Source organism: Micromonospora sp. DT68 (genome assembly GCF_049847245.1).
GTDB classification, from domain to species: Bacteria; Actinomycetota; Actinomycetes; order Mycobacteriales; family Micromonosporaceae; genus Micromonospora; species Micromonospora profundi.
This window is the reverse complement of record NZ_JBNCNZ010000002.1, coordinates 552,115-571,456: the sequence shown is the minus strand read 5'-3', so window position 1 is coordinate 571,456 and position 19,342 is coordinate 552,115. Positions and strand designations below refer to the sequence as shown.

Sequence of the window (19,342 nt, the reverse complement as noted above, 5' to 3'; positions counted from 1 at the left end):
ATCGGTCAGGGTCTGACCGATCGGTCAGGCATGCTGGTTCGCGGAGGTGGACCAGCGATGGCCAGAGCAGTTTCCGCGACGCACGGTGAGATCCTCGCCGCGGCGGCACGGCAGTTCGCCGTAACCGGATACCGCGGCACCTCCCTGCAGGACATCGCCCGCGAGGTCGGCTGCTCCAAGGCCACGGTGCTCTACCACTTCGCGAACAAGGAAGCTCTCCTCGCCGAGCTGATGGCACCGGCCATCGCGATGCTGCGAGACCTTGACGACCAGCTCACCGACGGCACCGGAACGGACAGCCAGGAGGCCGCCGCCGTCGGCTTCGTCGACCTCGCCGTCCGGTTCCGGCGGGAGATCGCGCTCCTGCGCGGCGAATTCGCCGAACTGCTCTGCCAGCCGGCCTTCGCCCACATCCAGCAGATCTCCGAGCGCCTGCGCGACGCCATGGCCGGGCACTCCGACCGGCCAGCCGCCCAGATCACCGCATTCGTGCTGCTGGCCGGCATCCCCGAGGCGTGCGCCGAGTTCGCCGACGTACCCGACGACGAACTTCGCGTCGCCCTGCTCACCCTCGTACGGCGGGCCATCACACCCGTCGAGGCAACCCTGCAACACCTATCAACGACCGAGGACAAGGACTCCTGATGGCCACCCTGCTCTACCGGCTCGGCCGGGGCGCGCTTCGCCGGCGACGGCTCGTCGTCGCGCTCTGGCTCGTCGTACTCGTCGTCGCCGGTCTGGCCGCGGCGACCCTGCGCGGCCCGACGGCGAGCAACTTCACAATGCCCAGCACCGAGAGCCAGCGTGCCCTCGACCTGCTCGCCGAGCAGTTCCCGGTGGCCAGCGGCGTCACCGGCACCATCGCCGTCAAGGCGCCGGCAGACGGCCAACTGGCCCGCCCGGAGGGCCAGGCCGTACTGCAGCAGCTGGTTCAGGAGGCCTCCGCGCTGCCCGGCGTGGTCGGCGCGGTCGACCCGCTCCAGGTCGGCGCGGTCTCGCCCGACGGCCGGTACGCGTTGGTCCAGGTCCAGTTCGCGGACGGCTTCGACGGGGTGACCGACGAGCAGCGCACCGCGTACGAGGAGGTCGGTGCCGCCGCCGAGGCGCAGGGTTGGCAGGTCGCACCGGGCGGCGAGGTGCTTGGTGGTGAGCCGGAGGTCGGCTCCACCGAGGCGCTCGGCGTACTGGTGGCCGCGATCGTTCTGATCGTCACGTTCGGCTCGCTCGTCGCCGCCGGGATGACCCTGCTCAACGCCCTGATCGGCGTGGGCGTCGGCATGGCCGGCCTGTTCGCGCTGAGCGGTGTCATCGAGCTGACCAGCACCGCGCCGATCCTGGCGCTGATGCTCGGCCTCGCGGTCGGCATCGACTACTCGCTGTTCATCACCTCCCGGTACCGGCAGAACCTGATCGACGGCCTCTCCCCGGAGGAGGCGGTCGGCCGGGCCGTGGGCACCGCCGGCTCCGCCGTGGTTTTCGCGGGCGCCACAGTTGTCATCGCCCTGGCCGGGCTGGCCGTGGTGAACATCCCATTCCTCACCGTGATGGGTCTCGCCGCAGCCGGCACCGTCACCGTCGCGGTGCTCGTCGCGATCACCCTCCAACCCGCGCTGCTCGGCTTCGCCGGCCGCCGGGTACTCCCCCGCCGGCTGCGCGCCGGTGCCGCCGGGGCGGCTGCGCCGGCCGATGGCGCGGACCTCGACGACCGGCCGGAGGCGACGACCGAGGACCGGTCCACGTTCGGCTTCCGCTGGGCGCGGCTCGTCACCCGGTTCCGCGTACCCGTCATCCTGCTCAGCCTGCTCGGCCTGGGGCTGCTCGCGCTGCCCACGCCGGACATGCGGCTGGCCCTGCCGGACGCGTCGACGGCGGCAGTCGGTTCGCCCGAACGGGTGGCCAGCGACCTGACCACCGAGGGCTTCGGGCCGGGCTTCACCGGCCGGCTCGCGGTGGTGGTCGCGGGTGACACGCCGCAGGCCACCTCTGCCGCCGTGCCACAGGTCACCGCTCTCATCCAGGGCACCGAGAACGTCCTCGCGGTGGCGCCGCCGCAAATCAGCCCGGACGGCCGGACCGCGCTGCTCGGTGTGGTGCCCAAGACCGGCCCGACCGACGAGGCCACCGAAACCGTGGTGAACGACATCCGCGACTCGGTACGCGAAATCCCCAACGCGGAGGTGCTGCTCACCGGCGTCACGGCTGTCGGCATCGACGTCTCCGAGAAGCTCTCCGACGCGCTGCCGGTCTACCTGCTGCTTGTCGTCGGGCTCTCGATCCTGCTGCTGATGCTGGTGTTCCGCTCGGTGCTGGTGCCGATCAAGGCCGCGCTGGGCTTCCTGCTCACCGTCGCCGCCACGTTCGGCATCACTGTGGCTGTCTTCCAGCAGGGGCACCTCGCCGACCTGGTCGGCCTGGACACTCCGGCCCCGCTGATCAGCTTCCTGCCGATCCTGCTCATCGGCATCCTGTTCGGCCTCGCCATGGACTACGAGGTCTTCCTGGTGTCGCGTATGCGGGAGGACTACGTGCACGGTGAGACCGCCCGGCAGGCCACGATCAGCGGCATGGGCCACGGCGCCCGGGTGGTCACCGCCGCCGCCCTGATCATGATCTCCGTGTTCGGGGGCTTCGTCTTCCTCGAGGACCCGGTGATCAAGTCGATGGGCTTCGCGCTCGCCGTCGGTGTGGCCATCGACGCCTTCGTGGTCCGCATGACGATCGTCCCCGCCGTGATGTCCCTGCTCGGCGACCGGGCGTGGTGGCTGCCGCGTTGGCTGTCCCGCGTCCTGCCCAACGTCGACATCGAGGGCGAAAAGCTCCGCACGGAGCTGGCAGACCAAACCCCGTCCCGCGTCTAACGCCCTAACCGGTCGATCATGGAGTTGTGGTGCCGGACGAATCGCCTGATTCAGGGCACAACAGGCACCACAACTCCATGATCGACGCCAGCCGGGCCGGTTACACCCCGGCCGGGTACGTCTCCATCTCTCCTGGGGCGGCGGGGACGGGCAGCGGGTGTAGGGCTGTTGTCTCGTCGCACCAGATCAACGCGTCGTAGCGCTCACCGAGCCGCGTCGGCACGTAGTTGCCCCAGGACTCGAACGACGGGTCGTAGACCACACCGATCGCCCGATGGTCCGAGGTGTCGGTGACCCAGCCCGGCTGGTCGCCGTCGAAGACGAGCACCGCCCGTTCCGGCATCAGCTCGTGCAACCGCCGCTCGACCGAGCCCTCCCGCGCCGGCGGCACCACCATCGGCTCCGGCGGCGAGCCCCACCGGGGAGCGGCGATAACCGTTCCCCGGTAGGTGCCGAACCCGATGAGCGTCACCGCGTCGTCGCCGTGCCGCTCCCGGGCCAACTGCCCGATGTTGACCATCCCGTCCGCGGCCATGTCGGTGGCCCGCGCGTCCCCGACGTGCGTGTTGTGCGCCCAGACGATCCCGCGGGCGTCCGGGCCGTACCGTTCCAGCAGCCGATCCAGGGTGTCCTGCATGTGGGTATCGCGGATGTTCCAGGAATCCGGGCCGCCGGCGACCATCGCCCGGTAGTAGCGCTCCGCGCCGGCCACCACCTCCGCGTTCTGCCAGGCCGAGAAGCGGTCCGGGCCGCCGGAGAGGGCCTGTTCCCGGGTACGCGCCAGCAGCCGGATCACCTCCTCCTCGCACCGCGCGGACACGAACCGGCTGGCCGCGCCGTAATCCTCGACCCGTTTGCCGTACGGCTCGAAGCACCGGTACGCGTCCTGCGCCGCCTCCAGCGACTTCGGGTCCTCCTCCCCCAGGTAGTCGAAGATCGCCTGCATCGACTCCCAGAGGCTGTACACGTCGAGCCCGTGGAAGCCGGCCCGTTGCCCTTCCGGCCGCTCCAGATTCCAGGCCCGCAACCACCTGCAGAACCGGGCCACCTCGGCGTTCGCCCACATCCAGGTCGGCCACCGTTCGAAGCGTTCGAGTGCGTTCTGCGGTTCCAGCGCTCCGCCCGGGGCGGCGGTCACCGAGCGGTGCACCCGGTCGCAGTCCGGCCAGTCACCCTCCACCGCCACGAACGAGAAGCCGCACTCCGCGATCAGCCGGCGGGTGAGCTGCTCACGCAGCCGGTAGTAGTCGTAGCTGCCGTGGGTGGACTCGCCGATCATCACCACCCGGGAGTCCCGGACGCGCTCCAGCAACGGGTCGAAGTCGCTCGGCGCGCCGAGCCGCTGAACCAGCATGGCAGCGGCTACCCGGCGACCGCTTCGACAAACCGTCGGCGCGCCGTGGGCCGACACGCCGCGCGACCGGCGGTTCGACAGCGCTGGCGAGCCGTCCGCGGGGCGCGTCGTTCGTGGTCCGGCGACGGGTCGCCACCACCCGGCCCGCCCCGGTGTACGCCCGAAATGAGCGGGTAGCCGGCCGGCATGACCGTCACCGGGGTGCAGTTGCAGGAGTACCTGGCAGGGCTCGACTACCCGGTCTCCCGCGAGGACCTGTTCCGCTGGGCGCAGGAGAACGGGGCCAGCACGGCGTTGTTGCAGATGGTGCAGGCGTTGCCGGCCGAGCAGTTCGAGTCGCCGGACGAGCTTGCCGCCGCGCTGACCACCCTCTCCTGAAACGGCCCCGGACCAGGGCCCGGCCCCCACCCACCCACCCACCCCGTTGATCATGAGGTTAGCGGGGCCCGGAGCGCCGTTCCGGCCCGCCAACCTCATGATCAACGGGAGGAGCGGGGAGGCCAGCGGGGAGGCCGGGGGGCGGAGCCGGGGTTACGGGAGGGGGACTGTGCGGGAGGTTGTGCGGGCGGTTTCGGCGGCGGCGAGGATGGTGACGACCTCGCGACCGAAGCGGACGTCGCAGCGGTGGTCGCGGGTGCCGGCGCGTACCTGCTCGATGAGCTGGTCGATTGCCACCCCGAACGCGGTGGCCGCGTCGTACTCGCCGTGCGGAACGGTTTCGATGCCGTTCTCGCCGTAGAACACGAACTCCCGGGCCATCGCCTCGCGCGGAGCGTCCAGGGACAGCGCGGCACTGCTGGTGGCGCCGCCCTCGTGGGTGAACAGCAGGTGCACCATGCCACTCGGACCGTCGATGGCTGCGACCTGGGTCACCCGGCCGAGCACCGGCAGAAGGATCGAGAGCGCGTGCGGGGCGATGTCCCAGAGCGCGCCGTGCTCCCGCCGCCACAGCGAGCCGCCGTACGGGCTGCCGTCCTGGAAGATCGACGCGAACGCCGTGGTCCGCCCGTGCTGCCAGCCACCGGCGGCGGCGGTCGCGGCGAGGAACGCTGTGACGTTCGGCTGGAACCGCTGGGTGAAGAAGACGACCGAGGCCACCCCGGACGCCTCGGCTGCGGCGACGACACTGTCGGCGTCGGCGACGGTGAGCGCCAGCGGCTTGTCCAGCAGCAGGTGCCGGCCGGCAGTGGCCGCCCGTACCGCGATGTCGGCCTGGATGTCCGGCGGCAGCGCGACGGCGACGGCCTCGCACTGCTCGATGAGGGCGTCGATGTCGTTGTACGTCGGCACTCCGTACATCTCGCCCAGTGAGGCGGCCCGCTCCGGGTTGCGCCCCCACACCCCGACGAGTTCCGCGTCCGGGTGTGCGTGCAGCGCCTTTCCGTGCGTCTCGATCGCCCAGTGACCGGTGCCGAACAAGCCGAACCGCAGCACGTGTACCTCCGCCGTCGTCCCCACCGTGGTGACGCCACGGCCCTGATCCACGCTAGTCGCCGCACCGGGCGTGCCGGCGGCGGGTTGACCAACCGGAGCGCCAGGGTGGTAGTGGTGACCGGCGCGGAGAACGCTCCGGCCAGAACGAGCGGCCGACGACAGCGAGGCAGGGTCGTGGGGTACTACGACGGTTAGTAGGCTGTGCCGGTGACCGAGGCAACGACCGGGTGGGGCCGATGACCAGCGCGGCGGCGGCCAGCTCGCCGGTGGACGGGATCGCCGCGACGGTATCGATCGTGCTGTCGCTGCTCGTCGCGGTGTGGGCGCTGGTCGTGGCGATACGTCAGCGGCCACCGGACCGGGTGCAGTTCGCCGGTCTGGCCCTGCTGGAGCTGGCGCTGCTCGTCCTGGGCGTGCTCGCGCTTGTCGCGATCGGTGGTGGCGACCGGCCCGGTGAGCCCGGCGCGTTCTTCGGCTATCTGGTCACGCTGGTCTGCCTGCCACCGCTGGCCTGGGTGCTGGCCCGGATGGAACCGACCCGGTGGGGTTCGGCGATCGTCTGCGCGGTCTGCCTGGTGACCCCTGTGGTGGTGGTCCGGTTGCAGCAGACCTGGGAGGTGCTCGGTGGTTGAGACACAGCCGGCCCGCCGCACCACCAACAGCGGTCCGGGCCGCCTACTGATCGCCGTCTACCTGATCTTCGCTATCGCGGCGACCAGCCGGGCCGGCCTCCAGATCGCCACGAAGTTCGACGAGGCGCCGGTGGCGTACCTGCTCTCCGCGGTGGCCGCGCTCATCTACATCGTGGCCGCGGTGGGGCTCGCCCGTGCCGGCCACGCCGGTCGGCGCGTGGCCCTTGCCTGCTGCGCGGTGGAGTTGGTCGGGGTCGTCACGGTCGGCGTACTGAGCCTTGTCGACAAGGAGCTCTTCCCCGACGAGACGGTGTGGTCGCAGTTCGGCAGCGGATACGGCTACATCCCGCTGGTGCTGCCGGTGCTCGGCCTGGTCTGGCTCTGGCGGACCCGCCGCGACCCGGCCTGACCGCACAACTGACCGCGCAAACACGGTCGACCGCAAACGCACGACGAGGACGCTCCCTGGCGTGCAGGGTGCGTCCTCGTCGGGAGAACGATCAGGCCCGGGGGCCGCCGGCGACGTAGATGACCTGGCCGGAGACGAACCCCGCGCCCTCACTGGTCAGGAACGAGATGGTGTGCGCGACGTCCTCCGGGCGACCCGGACGACGGACCGGGATCTCGGCGGCGGCGTGCTTCTGGAAGTCCTCGAAGTCGACCTTCATCCGGGCGGCGGTGGCCGCCGTCATGTCGGTGACGATGAAGCCGGGGGCGACCGCGTTGGCTGTCACCCCGAACGGCCCCAGCTCGATGGCGAGCGTCTTGGTGAAGCCCTGGAGGCCCGCCTTGGCGGCGGCGTAGTTCGCCTGACCCCGGTTGCCCAGGGCGGAGGTGCTGGAGAGGTTGACGATCCGCCCCCACTTGCGCTCCACCATGTGCTTCTGAGCGGCCTGGCTGAACAGGAACGCGCCGCGCAGGTGCACCCCCATGACCGTGTCCCAGTCGGAGCTGGTCATCTTGAACAGCAGGTTGTCGCGGAGCACGCCGGCGTTGTTGACAAGCACGGTCGGCGCGCCCAACTCGGCGGCGACCCGCTCGACGGCCGCCTCGACCTGCGCCCGGTCGGACACGTCGGCACCGACGCCGAGGGCGCGACCGCCCGCTCCGATGATGGCGTCCACCGTCTCCTTGGTGGTCGACTCGTCGATGTCGACGACGGCGACGGCCATCCCGTCGGCGGCCAGCCGCTGGGCGGTGGCCGCACCGATACCGCGTGCGGCTCCGGTGACGATGGCGACGCGGGGCTCCGACATGACTACCTCCGGGTAACTTGGGGTCGATCGAAGGAGCTTAACCCCGGAGCCTTCCGGCCGAGGTCACCAGGCTGAGCCACGGCAGAGCCGGATCCACCGGTAGCCGTAACCGGCCACCTTGACCGCCCCGAGCTTGCCCAACTCGCCGTAGCCACGGTCGCTGAGCACGTCCATCGGCATGTCGGCCTCCGGTTCGAGGCTGCTCAGGTCCACTTCGACGTCGTCGGTGCCGAGGTTGTGCACGAACACCATGGTCCCGGTCGGGCCGTCCGCCCGGTGCGCAAGCACGCCGGGCGGCATCGACACGTCGATGTGGGTGGTCGAGCCGGAGCCGATCTCGGGCGCCTCGCGCAGCGTGCGGATCATGCGTTCGAACCAGGCGAACAGCGACTTCGCGTCGCTGGTCTGGGCCGTGACGTTCACCTGCTGATAGCTGAACTCACCCTTGTCGATGACCGGGCGGACCAGCTTCTCCGGGTCCGCAGTGGAGAAGCCGGCGTTCGCCGCGTAGGACCACTGCATCGGGGTACGGATCGCCTCCCGGCCGGGCAGCGACAGGTCCTCCCCCATGCCGATCTCCTCGCCGTAGCGCAGCACCGGCGTGCCCCGCATGGAGAACTGGAGGGCGTACGCCAACTCGATGCGCCGCCGGTCGTTGTCGAGCATCGGAGCCAGCCGTCGACGGATCCCCCGGTCGTAGATGCGCATGTTTTCGTCCGGGCCGAACTCCGCGTACACCTGGTTGCGTTGTTCGGTTGTCAGCCGGGACAGGTCGATCTCGTCGTGGTTGCGCAGGAAGGTGGCCCACTGCCCGCCGACGGGCAGCTTCGGGGTGTCGCGCAACGCCTCGATCAGCGGCTCCGGGTCGTGCCGGGCAAGGGCGAGCACGAGCCGACCGTTGAGCATGAAGTCGAAGAGCATGTGGACCCGGTTGCCGGAGCCACCGCCGTCGCCGAAGAACGTGGGCAGTTCGTCGGGTTCGACGTTCGCCTCGGCCAGCAGGACGGCGTCGCCCCGGCGCCACTGCACGTGCTGGCGCAGCTCGCTGAGGAACTCGAAGTCCTTCGGCGACTTCGGGTTGCCCGGCTCGGTCAGCTCGATGATGAACGGCACCGCGTCCATCCGGAAACCGGAGACGCCGAGCTGGAGCCAGAACGACATGATCTTCTTGATCTCGGCGCGGACCTGCGGGTTCGCCACGTTGAGGTCGGGCTGGAACTTGTAGAAGCGGTGGTAGAACCAGGCCTTGGCGGTGCGGTCGTACGTCCAGGTCTCGTTCTGCTCCCCGGGAAAGACCATGCCCTGGTGGCGGTCCGCGGGCTCGTGGTCGGCCCAGAGATACCAGTCGCGGTACGGGGAGTCCGGCGAGGATCGGGCGGACTGGAACCACGGGTGCTCGTCGGAGGTGTGGTTGACCACCAGGTCGATGATCACGCGGATGCCCCGGTTCTGCGCCTGGTGCAGCAGTTCGGCGAAGTCGCCGAGTGTGCCGAAGCGAGGGTCCACGTTGTAGAAGTCGGTGACGTCGTACCCGTCGTCACGGTTGGGCGAGGGGTGGATGGGGTGCAGCCACAGACACGTCACGCCCAGCCGGGCAAGGTAGTCCAGTCGGCCCATCAGGCCGCGGATGTCGCCGACCCCGTCGCCGTCGGAGTCGGCGAACGTGTCGATGTCGAGGCAGTAGACAACGGCTTCGGAATACCAACGGTCACCCATGCCGTCCAAACATGTCCGATTGATCATCGCGGCAAACCCGCCGGGTACCGTTTCCGTCATGGCGTTCGAGCTCGTACCACCGAGTGAGCCGTTGGACTGGGCCCGGGGCACCTGGCTGCACCCGCCGGTGCGCACCGAGCACGGTCCGGACGGCGAACTGCTTGTCGAGCCCGCGGCCGAGAGCGACCTGTGGCGGCGGACAAGCTACGGCTTCGTCCACGAGGACGCCCCGGCCCTGCTCGCGCCGCTGCCTGTCGGCACCGCGATGGAGGTGAGCTTCGCCCTCGAACTCACTGAGCAGTTCGACCAGGCCGGCGTCCTGGTGTGGGTGGACGAGCGGACCTGGACCAAGGCCGGTGTCGAGGTGAGCGACGGCGACCTGCAACTCGGCGCGGTGGTGACGCGGGAGGTCTCCGACTGGTCGGTGGCACCGGTGCCGGAGTGGGCCGACCGGGTGGTCACGGTCCGGGTCAGCCGGGCCGGCGACGCGCTTACCGTCCGGGCCCGGGTTGACGACGAGCCGTGGCGACTGGTCCGGCTGACACCGTTGGACCCGGAGGCACAGGTCACGGCGGGCCCGTTCTGTTGCGCGCCCTCGCGGACCGGGCTCGTCGTGCGGTTCACCGGCTGGCGGCAGGGTCCGGCCGACACGGCGGTGCACCCCGAGAACTGACGGCCGGGGCGGCGCAGGGCCGCCCGAGCGGGTGGCCGCTGTCACCGGGCAGGTGTGCGTCGCCCGGTCTGCGGGTAGAGGGTCCTGATCCCCGTTGCCTGCGCGGAAGGACTTCCAATGGCGTACGCCCAGGCGGGTGACCCGTCCGAGTTCACCGGGTTGACCGGTTGGGTGGCCTCCGTGATCGAGGGGATGGGTCCGGTCGGCGTCGCCCTGTTGGTGGCGCTGGAGAGCATCATTCCGCCGATCCCCAGCGAGATCGTGCTGGCGATGGCCGGCTACCTGGCCCACGAGGGTCAGTTCAACGTCTTCCTCGTGACGCTTGCCGCCACGGCCGGTTCGCTCGTCGGCGCGCTGGTGCTCTACTGGCTGGGCGCGGCGCTGGGCGAGGAGCGTCTCAAGCGCTGGTTGGACCACATCCCCCTGGTGGATCGCGACGACCTGGAGAAGGCCGACCGCTGGTTCGAACGGCACGGCCGGTGGGCGGTGCTGATCGGCCGGGTCGTGCCGGTGGTGCGCAGCCTGGTCTCCGTCCCGGCCGGGGCCAACCGGATGCCGCTCGGCGAGTTCATCCTGCTCACCACGATCGGCAGCGGCGTGTGGAACGCCCTCGTCGTCGGCGCCGGCTACCTGCTCGGCAGCCGCTGGCAGGACGTCGAGCGGTACAGCGACTGGTTCAACTACGCCATCATCGCGGTCTTCGTCGTCATGACTGCCAGCTGGGCGATCCGTAAGATCCGCCGGCGCCGGGGACGCGACGACCGGCGGTCGGTGACCGCCGGTCGCTGATCCGCGTCCGACTCAGCCGAACTGGGCGCTGATCGACGTGAACTCCCACGTGTTCTGCGCGATGCCGGAGCAGTTGGAGACGACTCCCCCGCCCGGACACGGCCGGTCCCGGTTGACCGACCAGAACGTGAACCGGCTCAGCCCGCGCGCCTTCGCCCAGTCACGGACCTGGGCCCAGGTGGCCGGCGTGGTCAGCTCCTGCTGGTCGGAGAGCCCGTTCATGCCGGAGATGCCCATGTGAGCGTACGCCGTCGCGTCGGACCAGCCGAAGGCCGTCTTCAGCGTGTTCTTCAGGCCTTCGGCCGCGTTGACAGTGCTCTGGTACATGTTGGCTCCGCCGCCGAAGTCGAACGGCATGATCGTGAAGGTGTCGATGTTGGCGCCGAGCGCGGCGGCCTGGTTGATCAGCCGGGTGCCGTAGTACGACGGGCCGGTGGTCGAGGTGCCGAACGTGATGATCGTCTTCAGGCCCGGGTTGTTCTGCTTGACGATCTTCAGCGCGCCGAGGATCCGGTCCTGCACCACCTCGTTCTCGAACTCGTCGCTGTTCTCGATGTCGATGTCGATCGCCTTGAGTCCGAACGCGTTGATCACCTGCTGGTACGCGCCGGCGAGGGCGCTGGCCGAGGAGCAGTTCGGGCCGAGCTTGTTGCCGCTCCAGCCGCCGATGGACGGGATCACGTCGCCGCCGGCCGCCCGGATGGCCGCGATGGTGTTGGCGTGCGCGCCGCCGGTGAGCGGGCCGCCGCCGTCCCAGGCGGGCGTGCAGCCGCCGCCGGAGAGCACGAACGCGATGGTGAACCACTTGACGCCGGTCGCCGACATGACGGTCGCCGGTGCGGGCGGGTCACCCCAACCCGGGTAGAGGTACGGCGCGACGGCCATCGAACCGCCGCCGCCGGTGCAGCCGGTGGTGCTCGCGGCGACCGCCGCCGACCGTGGCGACTCCCCTGCCGAGTTGTACGCGGCGACCGTGTAGCTGTGCACCGAGCAGGCGGCCAGGCCGGACACTGTCGCCGACGTACCGGTGACAGTGGCACGGACCGTCGAACCCTCGTACACGCGGTAGCCGGTCACTGTGCCGCTCACCGCGTTCCATGCCAGCGACACCGCCGACGCGGTGGTGCCGGTGACGCGCAGTCCACCGGGCGTGGCGGGGGCGCCCGGGGTGGTCGGACCGCCGGCGCAAGGTGAGCCGTTGACGGTGCAGTTGGTGGGGTCCCCGGTGCCGGCGACGACGAAGCCGAACGAGGTGCTAGCGCCTGCGCCCAGCGCGCCGTTCCAGGACTGGCTGCGGGCGGTCACGTGCTGGCCCGAGCTGCTCACCACGGCGTCCCAGGCCGACCCGATCGTGCTGCCCGAGGGCAGATCGAACTGGACGTCCCAGGAGGTGATCGGCGTGGACGTGTTGTTTGTGACGGTGAACTTGGCCTCGTACCCGCTGCTCCACGTGCTGGTGCGGACGAAGGCGGCGGTGGCGGCGGACGCGGCCTGCGGCGCGACGAGGGTGGCCGCCACCAGCGCGGCGGCCAGCGCGACGGCGAACGTCGCCGCGCGGGGGGGATCGGAGTTTCACGTGGCCTCCAGGGACCGGTGTGGTGGGGGTGTCGCCCGACGGCGAAGCGGCGGGCGGTGGTGCCCCGCGCGGCCGGGTGAGGTCGGCCGCGCGGGTGGTGCCGACGCCGGCGCGGGCGTCGGACGGCTCAGGGCAGGGTGTCCAGGTGCGGCGCGACGGTGCGGGCGAAGCCGTTGCCGTTGCTGACGTCCCAGTTGACCGACCAGGTCATCGCCCCCCGGATGCCCGGGTAGGTGCGCGGCGGCCGGAAGCTGCCGCAGTTGGTGCCCCGGGCCAGGCAGTCCAGCGCGGCGTTCACCACGCTGGGCGCGACGATGCCGCCACCGGCGGCGCCGGGGCCGGCGGGCAGGCCGAGGCCGACCTGGTCGGGGCGCAGCCCGGCCTCCAGTTGGATGCAGGCCAGCGCGACGATGAAGTTCACGGTGCCCTGGGAGTACGCGGCGTTCTGGTCGCAGCCGAGCATCGCCCCGGAGTTGTAGAACTGGGTGTTGACGACGGTGAGGATGTCCTTGATGTCCAGGGCGAGCTTGAAGTAGCCGCTGGCCGGGGACTGCATGTCGATCGTCTGCGGCGCCATCGCGATGATCAGACCGGAGCCGATCTTGGCGCGGAGCGCTCGCAGCGCCTGCGCCATGTACGTCGGGTTGAGCCCGTTCTCCAGGTCGATGTCGATGCCGTCGAAGCCGTAGCGGGTGATCAGCGCGGCGGCGGTGTCGGCGAACACGGTTGCCGATGCCGCGTCGTTGACGGTGACCCGGCCGGTTTCGCCGCCGACGGAGAGGATGACCCGCTGGCCGCGGGCGTGCAGGGTACGCACGTCGGCGCTGAAGTCCGCGTCGGTGTACCCGCCGAGCGAGGCGGCGAGCCCGGGGTCTACGCCGAAGGTGAGCGCGCCCGGCGTCGAGGTGGCCTCGGCGAAGGCGACAGCTACCAGGTCGTACTGGGTGGGGACGTCGCGCAGCCGCAGCTCGACCGCCGGGTTGTCGAAGTTGTGCCAGTAGCCGGTGAGCAGGTGCTTCGGCAGCTCGCCGGTGGGCGGTGGCGTGGTCGGCGGTGGCGTTGTGGGAGGCGGCGTCGTGGGGGCCGGGGTCGTGGGAGGCGGGGTGGTCGGTGGGGTGCCGCCGCCGCACGGTGCGCCGTTGAGCTGGCAGCCGGTCGGCGAGCCGGAGCCGCTGGCCAGGAAGCCGAAGGACACCGACGCCCCGGGGGCGATGCTGCCGTTCCAGGACCGGTTGGTGAAGGTGTGCCGCTGGCCGGCGGAGGTGAGCAACGCGTCCCAGTAGCTGCCGAGCGTGGTGCCTGCCGGCAGGTCGAAGACGAGGTTCCAACCGTTGATTGTCGAGCTGCCGCCGTTGGTGATCGTGTACTTCCCCTCCCACCCGGCGCCCCAGTCGGCGGTCTTGACGAAGCTGGCGGTCGGGCCTGCGGCGAACGCCGGCAGCGCCACCCAGGCCGCGCCGAGCGTCGCCGCCAGCACGGTCACCAGGGACAGGACAAGGGATCTGGCAGGCTTCATGCGGCCCTCCACGCCCGGACTGGGCATTCATGTACGTCTACGTTGGCGCTAATTATTAAGACAGTTAACTGTTCCTGTCCAGAGGCCCGCGTGAATGACCGCGCCCAGACACGGACGACCGGGTCTCCCACCGCACCTCGGCGCGGTGGGAGACCCGGCGAACGCCGCCGCCTCAGCGGCGGAAGGTGAACCAGTTGACGTTGACGAAGTCGTTCGGCTGACCGCTTGTGAAGGTGAGGTAGACGGAGTGCCGACCGGTCACCGCGGCGACGTTCCCGGGCACCGAGGTCCAGCTCTGCCAGCCGCCGGTGTTGCCGATCGCGAAGCTGCCGATGGGCGTCGCCGTCGGGCTGTCCAGCCGCACCTCGACCAGACCGCTCACGCCGGAGCCGGCGCCGGAGGCCACCCGGGCCACGAAGTCCCGAGGTGACGTGGAGCCGAACTCCACGTTGTCGTAACGCACCCAGTCACCGTTGCGCAGCGCGCCGATGTTCTGCCCACCCTCGGCACACGCCTCCACGATCACACCGTTCTGCGCGCTGAACGCCTCGGCCTGAATCTGCCCGTACGCGTCCCGCGTGCCGCTCGGCGGCGGCGTGGTCGGCGCCGGCGTGGTGGGCGGGGTGGTTCCGCCGCCCCGCCGGTACACGGCCACGTAGTCGACGAGCATCGGCCGCCCCGGGACGGTAGCCGCCGTGGGCGTGGCGCTGCCTGCCACCCCGTTCGGGAACGCCCCACCCATCGCCACGTTGAGCAGCAGGAAGTAGCCCGCGTGCGAGGTCATCTGCGACCAGGCCGACTCACCGACCCGGCTCTGGGTGACGGTGTGGTAGAGCTGCCCGTCGACGTACCAGCGCAGTTGCTGTGGGCTTGTCGAGGCGTCCCACTCGAACCGGTAGGTGTGGAACGCGGACTGGCAACTGCTGCCCGGACACGCCCGGGACGCCCCGATGCCGTTGAACTCGTCGCACGGCCCTCCGGGCGCGACACCGCAGTGCAGTACGCCCCAGACCGAGTTGAGGCCGTTGACGTTCTCCATCACGTCGAACTCGCCGATGCCCGGCCAGTTCTGGTAGTTGCCCCGGTAGGGAGCGCCGAGCGCCCAGAACGCGGGCCAGTAGCCGGACGCCGCCGCACCGGTGACGTTCGGCATCTGGATCCGGCCCTCGATGGCGAGCACGCCGCCCGCCGGCGCCTTGAAGTCGCTGCGGACGGTCTCGATGCGGGCGGAGGTCCAGCCGCCCGAACTGTCGCGCAACGGCGTGATCCGCAGGTTGCCGCTGCCGTCGTGGCTGACGTTCGCGGTGCTGGCGGTGTAGCGCTGGATCTCGCCGGTGCCCCAGTTGGCCGGGCCGCCGGGATAGTTGTAGCCGGTGTCGATGATCCAGTTGGCGGCCGACGGCAGGGTGCCGGCCGCGCCGGTGAAGTCGTCGCTCCAGACCGTGCTCCAGCCGGACGCGGGGGGCGGCACGGCGGCCTGCGCGGTCATTGTGACGCCGGCCAGGGCGGTGGTGGTGGCGACGAGCAGGACGGACGCCAGCAGGCGGCGTCGGACGGGTGGGGCGGTGGTGGCCGCCGAAGGAGGTTCCATGGACGTGCCTCTCTGCGGGGGACGGTCGAGAGAGCGCTCTCTCAGGAGTTGTACGTCCCGCCATGACAGTTGTCAACGTCGATCTTCTTCGTCGCTCTGCGCGACCGTCTGCGGACGCCGGAGCACCACCTGCTCCAACGCCGACCACGCCGTCGTGGTCACCAGATAGATCACCGCGGCCAGCGGCAGCACCAGCGCCACCAGCACTGTCGCGAACGGCAGCAACGGCAGCAACCGACCGAGCGTGGCTGCCCCAGGCCCCTCGGTGGGCGTACCGGCCACGGTGCCCACCGCCGCCGACGCCCGGCGTGCGCGCCGCGACGACCACCACGCCAGCACCACCAGCACTGCCAACAGGACGGCGAAGAGCGGCACTGCCGCACCCGTCAACCCGTCGCTGAGGTGGTGACCCAGTGGCACACCGGCCAGCCGCTCGTCGAGCAGGCCGGTGCCGCCCTCGCTCGTGGTGAAGAGGCGGTACAGCACCAGCAGGAACGGCGCCTGGAGCAGCAACGGCAGGCAGCCCGCGACCGGATTGGCCCCGGCCGACCGGTACAACGCGAACACCTCACCCTGGAGCTTCGCCGGGTCGTCGGCGTACCGGCGTTGCAGGTCGCGCACCTGCGGGGCGAGCGCCGCGCGACGCCGCTCGCCGCGGACCTGCGCGACGGTCAGCGGGGAGATCAGCAACCGTACGGCGATTGTGAACAGGACGATGGCGGCGGCGGTCGCCATGCCGCCGGCGAACGGTTCGAGCAGATCGGTGAGCCAGGACAGCGCGCTGCCGGCGGCGCCGACAACTGAGTGCAGTGGTGCGAAGGCGAGCATGGGAAACCCCTCGGTCCGATTCCGGAGAGGTCCTCCCCCGGCGTCGTACGCGCGGAGAGAACCGATGACGGTGGGATCGGCCGCGCGGCGGTGTGGCGCTACGCGGCGAGGGGGTGCCCTGGTGCCCGGGGTCGCTGTCGCCCGGCGGCGTCCGGATCGATCTGTCGGGGCGTCCGGCGGCCCCGGGACCGGGCACGCAGCCCGGCCCACACGCGTGCGAAGCCCGGTGCCCCCGACCCGCCAGGCGTCCGCGCCGCGAGCAGCGCGGTGAGCAGCACCAGGGCGGTCAGCGCGACGCCCGCCAGCAGGTCGGACGGGTCGGCCGCGAGCAGGGTGAGCTGGGCGGACGCGGACATCCACGCGACCCAGAGGAACCCCAGCGGCACCGGCACGGGCTCAGCATAGGACCCGGTGTCACGCAGTCCGGCGCAATCGCGACGCGTGCTACACCCGCCGAGGCGCGACACGCGAAGCGACGCGCCGCACGCCACGTTTCCGGGCGTCGCCACTGCGGGTAACCACAGACCGACCGACGCGGACGGCCCGTGTTCGGCTGGAACGGACGGTGGTGTGGCGATGACGGGCCAGGTGACGGAGGCGCCCAGCGGATCGACCGCGGGGACCGGGTTGCTCACCGTCGGTGTCGAGGAGGAGTTCCTGCTCGTCGATCCGCACACGGGGGCCGCGGTACCCGCCGTCGACCTGGTGTTGGAGCAGGTGCCGGCGGAGTTGCGCGGGCAGGTGGAGCGGGAATTCCAGACCAGCCAGATCGAGATCGGCAGCCCGCCCGGCCTGGAGTTGTCCTCGATCCGGCACTCCCTCGGCGTGCTGCGAAACGCGCTCGCCGACGCCGCCGAGCGGGCCGGCGTACGGCTGTTGGCGATCGGCACGGGCCCGGTGGACGGGCCGGTGCCTCCGGTGGTGGACAAGCCCCGCTTCGACCGGATGATCGAGCGCTTCCGGCTGCTCGTGCCCGGTCCCGGCAACAACGGGATGCACGTGCACGTGGGCGTTCCCGACCCGGAGACCGGTGTGCAGGTGCTCAACCACGTCCGGCCGTGGCTGCCGCTGCTGCACGCTGTCACCACCAACTCCCCGTTCTCCCGGGGTGAGGACTCCGGCTATGCCAGTTGGCGTTCGGTGGAGTGGGAGCGCTGGCCGTCGGTGGCGCCGACGCCATGGCTGGAGTCGCATGAGCACTACCAGCGGCTGATCCGCCAGTTGATCTCCAGCGGCGTGATGCTCGATGAGGGGATGCTCTACTGGTACGCCCGGCTGTCGGCGAAGTACCCAACCGTCGAGCTGCGGATCGGCGACGTCTGCCCGTCGGTGGACGACGCGGTGCTCGTCGCCGCGCTGGTCCGCGCCCTCGTGGCCACCGCCATGGACGACGTCGAGGCCGGCCGCCCGGCCCTCCAGACCGATCACCACCTGCTCGTCGGCGCGCACTGGCGGGCCGCGCACGACGGCCTGGAGGGCGAGGCCGTCGACGTGACCACCGGGGAACTGCGCCCGGCGTGGGAGCTGCTGGACCGGTTCGTGGAGCGGATGCGACCGGCTCTGGAGCAGCACGGCGACTGGGCTGAGGTGACCGACCTGCTGGGTGGGCTGCGCCGGCACGGCACGGGCGCGGCACGGCAGCGTGCGGTGTTCGCCCGCACCGGACGGCTCGTCGACGTGGTGCAGGACGTGGCACGGCAGACCCGTGGCTGATCAGCGTGACAGGATGGGCCTGTGGCGCAACGCTTGATCGTCATTGGCGGGGACGCGGCCGGCATGTCGGCGGCGTCCCAGGCCCGACGCCGTCGGGGCTCCGACGACCTGGAGATCGTGGTCTTCGAGCGGGGGCACTTCACGTCCTACTCGGCATGCGGCATCCCGTACTGGATCAGCGGCCAGGTCGACGGCCCGGAGCAGTTGATCGCCCGGGAGCCGGCGACGTTCCGCACGGAGTACGCCATGGACGTGCGGATGCGCCACGAGGTGACAGCCATCGACATCGAACGCCGCGAGGTGGTCGCCCGGGACCTGGAGGGCGGCGGCGAGGTCCGCGAGCACTTCGACGAGCTGATGTACGCCGCCGGCGCGACGCCTGCGCAGCCGCCGTGGGCGCGGACCGACGCCGGCGGCGTGTTCGGGGTGCAGACCCTCGACGACGGGGCGGCGCTGCGCGACTGGCTGGACGCGGAGCCGCAGCCGCGCCGGGCCGTGGTCATCGGTGGCGGTTACATCGGCGTCGAGATGGCCGAAGCGCTGATCCAGCGCGGCCTGTCCGTCACCCTGGTCGAGGCGTCCGACCAGCCAATGTCGACTGTGGACAGCGACATGGCCGAGCTGGTCGTCGACGCGATGCGCGGGCTGGGCGTGACGATCCGCGCCGGCCTGCCGGTCACCGGCCTGGAGCAGCAGGACGGCCGGGTGTCCGCCGTGGTCACCGCCGAGGGGCCGATCCCGGCCGACGTCGTGGTCCTGGGCCTCGGCGTACGCCCGAACGTCGCGCTGGCCGAGGCTGCCGGCCTGCCGATCGGGCCGACCGGCGGGATCCGGGTGGACCGTCGGATGCGGGTGCCGGGCTTTCCCGGGGTCTGGGCTGCCGGTGACTGCGTGGAGACACTGCACCGGGTCAGCGGGATGCCTGTGCACGTGCCGCTGGGCACGCACGCCAACAAGCAGGGCCGGGTGGCCGGCATCAACATCGGCGGCGGGTACGCCACTTTCGCGGGTGTGATCGGCACGGCGGTGACGAAGGTCTGCGAGTTGGAGGTGGGCCGCACCGGCCTGCGCGAGCGGGACGCGAGCGAGGCAGGCTTCGATTTCGTCTCGGTGATCGCCGAGTCGACCAGCCGGGCGGGCTACTACCCCGGTGCCCGGCCGATGACCGTCAAACTGATCGCGGAGCGTCCCAGCGGCCGCTTGCTGGGCGCGCAGATCGTCGGCTGGTCCGAGGCTGCCAAGCGGATCGACACGCTGGCCGTGGCGTTGTGGAACGGCATGACGGTGGACGACATGACGGCGCTCGACCTGGGCTACGCTCCGCCGTACGCGCCGGTGTGGGATCCGGTGCTGATCGCCGCCCGAAAGGCGGTCGACGCGCTTGCCGCAGTCGGCCGCTGACCAGC

At 71.1% G+C, this 19,342-nt stretch carries 18 protein-coding genes; 9 read left to right on the top strand and 9 right to left on the bottom strand.

All coding sequences use genetic code 11. From position 1 onward, the window contains the following. The first annotated feature begins 57 nt into the window (after window positions 1-57). The gene (locus ACPXB1_RS05855; protein ID WP_355591224.1) at window positions 58-645 is read left to right on the top strand and encodes a TetR/AcrR family transcriptional regulator; all 588 of its coding nucleotides are present in this window, start codon (window positions 58-60) and stop codon (window positions 643-645) included. Next, complete coding sequence (locus ACPXB1_RS05850; RefSeq protein ID WP_355632123.1) at window positions 645-2,858, top strand: MMPL family transporter; 2,214 nt, start codon at window positions 645-647, stop codon at window positions 2,856-2,858. Before ACPXB1_RS05855 ends, ACPXB1_RS05850 begins: the two co-directional genes overlap by 1 nt. Window positions 2,859-2,958: 100 nt before the next feature. Here the strand turns inward: ACPXB1_RS05850 and ACPXB1_RS05845 are convergent, their stop codons facing one another. Then, window positions 2,959-4,212, bottom strand: coding sequence for an erythromycin esterase family protein (locus ACPXB1_RS05845; RefSeq protein WP_355630975.1), 1,254 nt, complete (start codon window positions 4,210-4,212; stop codon window positions 2,959-2,961). 186 nt (window positions 4,213-4,398) lie between these two features. Between ACPXB1_RS05845 and ACPXB1_RS05840 the strand changes: the two genes are divergently transcribed. After that, window positions 4,399-4,590, top strand: coding sequence for a DUF2795 domain-containing protein (locus ACPXB1_RS05840; protein ID WP_355591215.1), 192 nt, complete (start codon window positions 4,399-4,401; stop codon window positions 4,588-4,590). 153 nt (window positions 4,591-4,743) lie between these two features. Here ACPXB1_RS05840 and ACPXB1_RS05835 read toward each other — a convergent pair whose 3' ends face one another. Further along, on the bottom strand, window positions 4,744-5,643 hold the full coding sequence (locus tag ACPXB1_RS05835) for a Gfo/Idh/MocA family protein (RefSeq protein WP_355631036.1): 900 nt from the start codon (window positions 5,641-5,643) through the stop codon (window positions 4,744-4,746). Window positions 5,644-5,882: 239 nt separating this feature from the next. Here ACPXB1_RS05835 and ACPXB1_RS05830 point away from each other — a divergent pair, with 239 nt between their 5' ends. After that, on the top strand, window positions 5,883-6,278 hold the full coding sequence (locus ACPXB1_RS05830) for a hypothetical protein (protein ID WP_355591213.1): 396 nt from the start codon (window positions 5,883-5,885) through the stop codon (window positions 6,276-6,278). Further along, complete coding sequence (locus ACPXB1_RS05825) at window positions 6,271-6,687, top strand: hypothetical protein (protein ID WP_355591210.1); 417 nt, start codon at window positions 6,271-6,273, stop codon at window positions 6,685-6,687. Before ACPXB1_RS05830 ends, ACPXB1_RS05825 begins: the two co-directional genes overlap by 8 nt. A gap of 91 nt (window positions 6,688-6,778) precedes the next feature. Here the strand turns inward: ACPXB1_RS05825 and fabG are convergent, their stop codons facing one another. Further along, on the bottom strand, window positions 6,779-7,534 hold the full coding sequence (gene fabG / locus ACPXB1_RS05820; RefSeq protein WP_355630978.1) for a 3-oxoacyl-ACP reductase FabG: 756 nt from the start codon (window positions 7,532-7,534) through the stop codon (window positions 6,779-6,781). A 63-nt stretch (window positions 7,535-7,597) separates the two neighbouring features. Next, entirely contained in the window at window positions 7,598-9,250 is a 1,653-nt protein-coding gene (locus ACPXB1_RS05815; protein ID WP_355630981.1) for an alpha-amylase family protein, read from the bottom strand. A 58-nt stretch (window positions 9,251-9,308) separates the two neighbouring features. Between ACPXB1_RS05815 and ACPXB1_RS05810 the strand changes: the two genes are divergently transcribed. Together ACPXB1_RS05810 and ACPXB1_RS05805 are read left to right on the top strand one after the other, a co-directional pair. Continuing rightward, the gene (locus ACPXB1_RS05810; protein WP_355591201.1) at window positions 9,309-9,923 is read left to right on the top strand and encodes a DUF1349 domain-containing protein; all 615 of its coding nucleotides are present in this window, start codon (window positions 9,309-9,311) and stop codon (window positions 9,921-9,923) included. Between the two features lie 117 nt (window positions 9,924-10,040). Beyond that, complete coding sequence (locus tag ACPXB1_RS05805; RefSeq protein ID WP_355591198.1) at window positions 10,041-10,712, top strand: DedA family protein; 672 nt, start codon at window positions 10,041-10,043, stop codon at window positions 10,710-10,712. A 12-nt stretch (window positions 10,713-10,724) separates the two neighbouring features. On the opposite strand, the gene ACPXB1_RS05800 is transcribed toward ACPXB1_RS05805, so the two are convergent. The 5 genes from ACPXB1_RS05800 to ACPXB1_RS05780 all read right to left on the bottom strand — a co-directional run bounded on the left by ACPXB1_RS05800 (window position 10,725) and on the right by ACPXB1_RS05780 (window position 16,615). Next, a complete protein-coding gene (locus tag ACPXB1_RS05800; RefSeq protein ID WP_425734882.1) occupies window positions 10,725-12,230 on the bottom strand; it encodes a cellulose binding domain-containing protein in 1,506 nt (501 codons plus the stop codon). A 185-nt stretch (window positions 12,231-12,415) separates the two neighbouring features. Then, window positions 12,416-13,804: a chitinase gene (locus ACPXB1_RS05795; RefSeq protein ID WP_425734881.1), complete on the bottom strand. Its 1,389-nt coding sequence runs from the start codon at window positions 13,802-13,804 to the stop codon at window positions 12,416-12,418. Window positions 13,805-13,976: 172 nt separating this feature from the next. Further along, the gene (locus tag ACPXB1_RS05790; RefSeq protein WP_355591189.1) at window positions 13,977-15,395 is read right to left on the bottom strand and encodes a carbohydrate-binding protein; all 1,419 of its coding nucleotides are present in this window, start codon (window positions 15,393-15,395) and stop codon (window positions 13,977-13,979) included. Between the two features lie 72 nt (window positions 15,396-15,467). Beyond that, window positions 15,468-16,223, bottom strand: coding sequence for a YidC/Oxa1 family membrane protein insertase (locus ACPXB1_RS05785; protein WP_425734880.1), 756 nt, complete (start codon window positions 16,221-16,223; stop codon window positions 15,468-15,470). Window positions 16,224-16,321: 98 nt separating this feature from the next. Then, entirely contained in the window at window positions 16,322-16,615 is a 294-nt protein-coding gene (locus ACPXB1_RS05780; protein ID WP_355591183.1) for a DUF6412 domain-containing protein, read from the bottom strand. Window positions 16,616-16,799: 184 nt separating this feature from the next. Between ACPXB1_RS05780 and ACPXB1_RS05775 the strand changes: the two genes are divergently transcribed. Beyond that, complete coding sequence (locus ACPXB1_RS05775) at window positions 16,800-17,936, top strand: carboxylate-amine ligase (protein WP_355591180.1); 1,137 nt, start codon at window positions 16,800-16,802, stop codon at window positions 17,934-17,936. 21 nt (window positions 17,937-17,957) lie between these two features. Continuing rightward, the gene (locus ACPXB1_RS05770) at window positions 17,958-19,337 is read left to right on the top strand and encodes an FAD-dependent oxidoreductase (RefSeq protein ID WP_355630999.1); all 1,380 of its coding nucleotides are present in this window, start codon (window positions 17,958-17,960) and stop codon (window positions 19,335-19,337) included. Window positions 19,338-19,342: the final 5 nt, after the last annotated feature.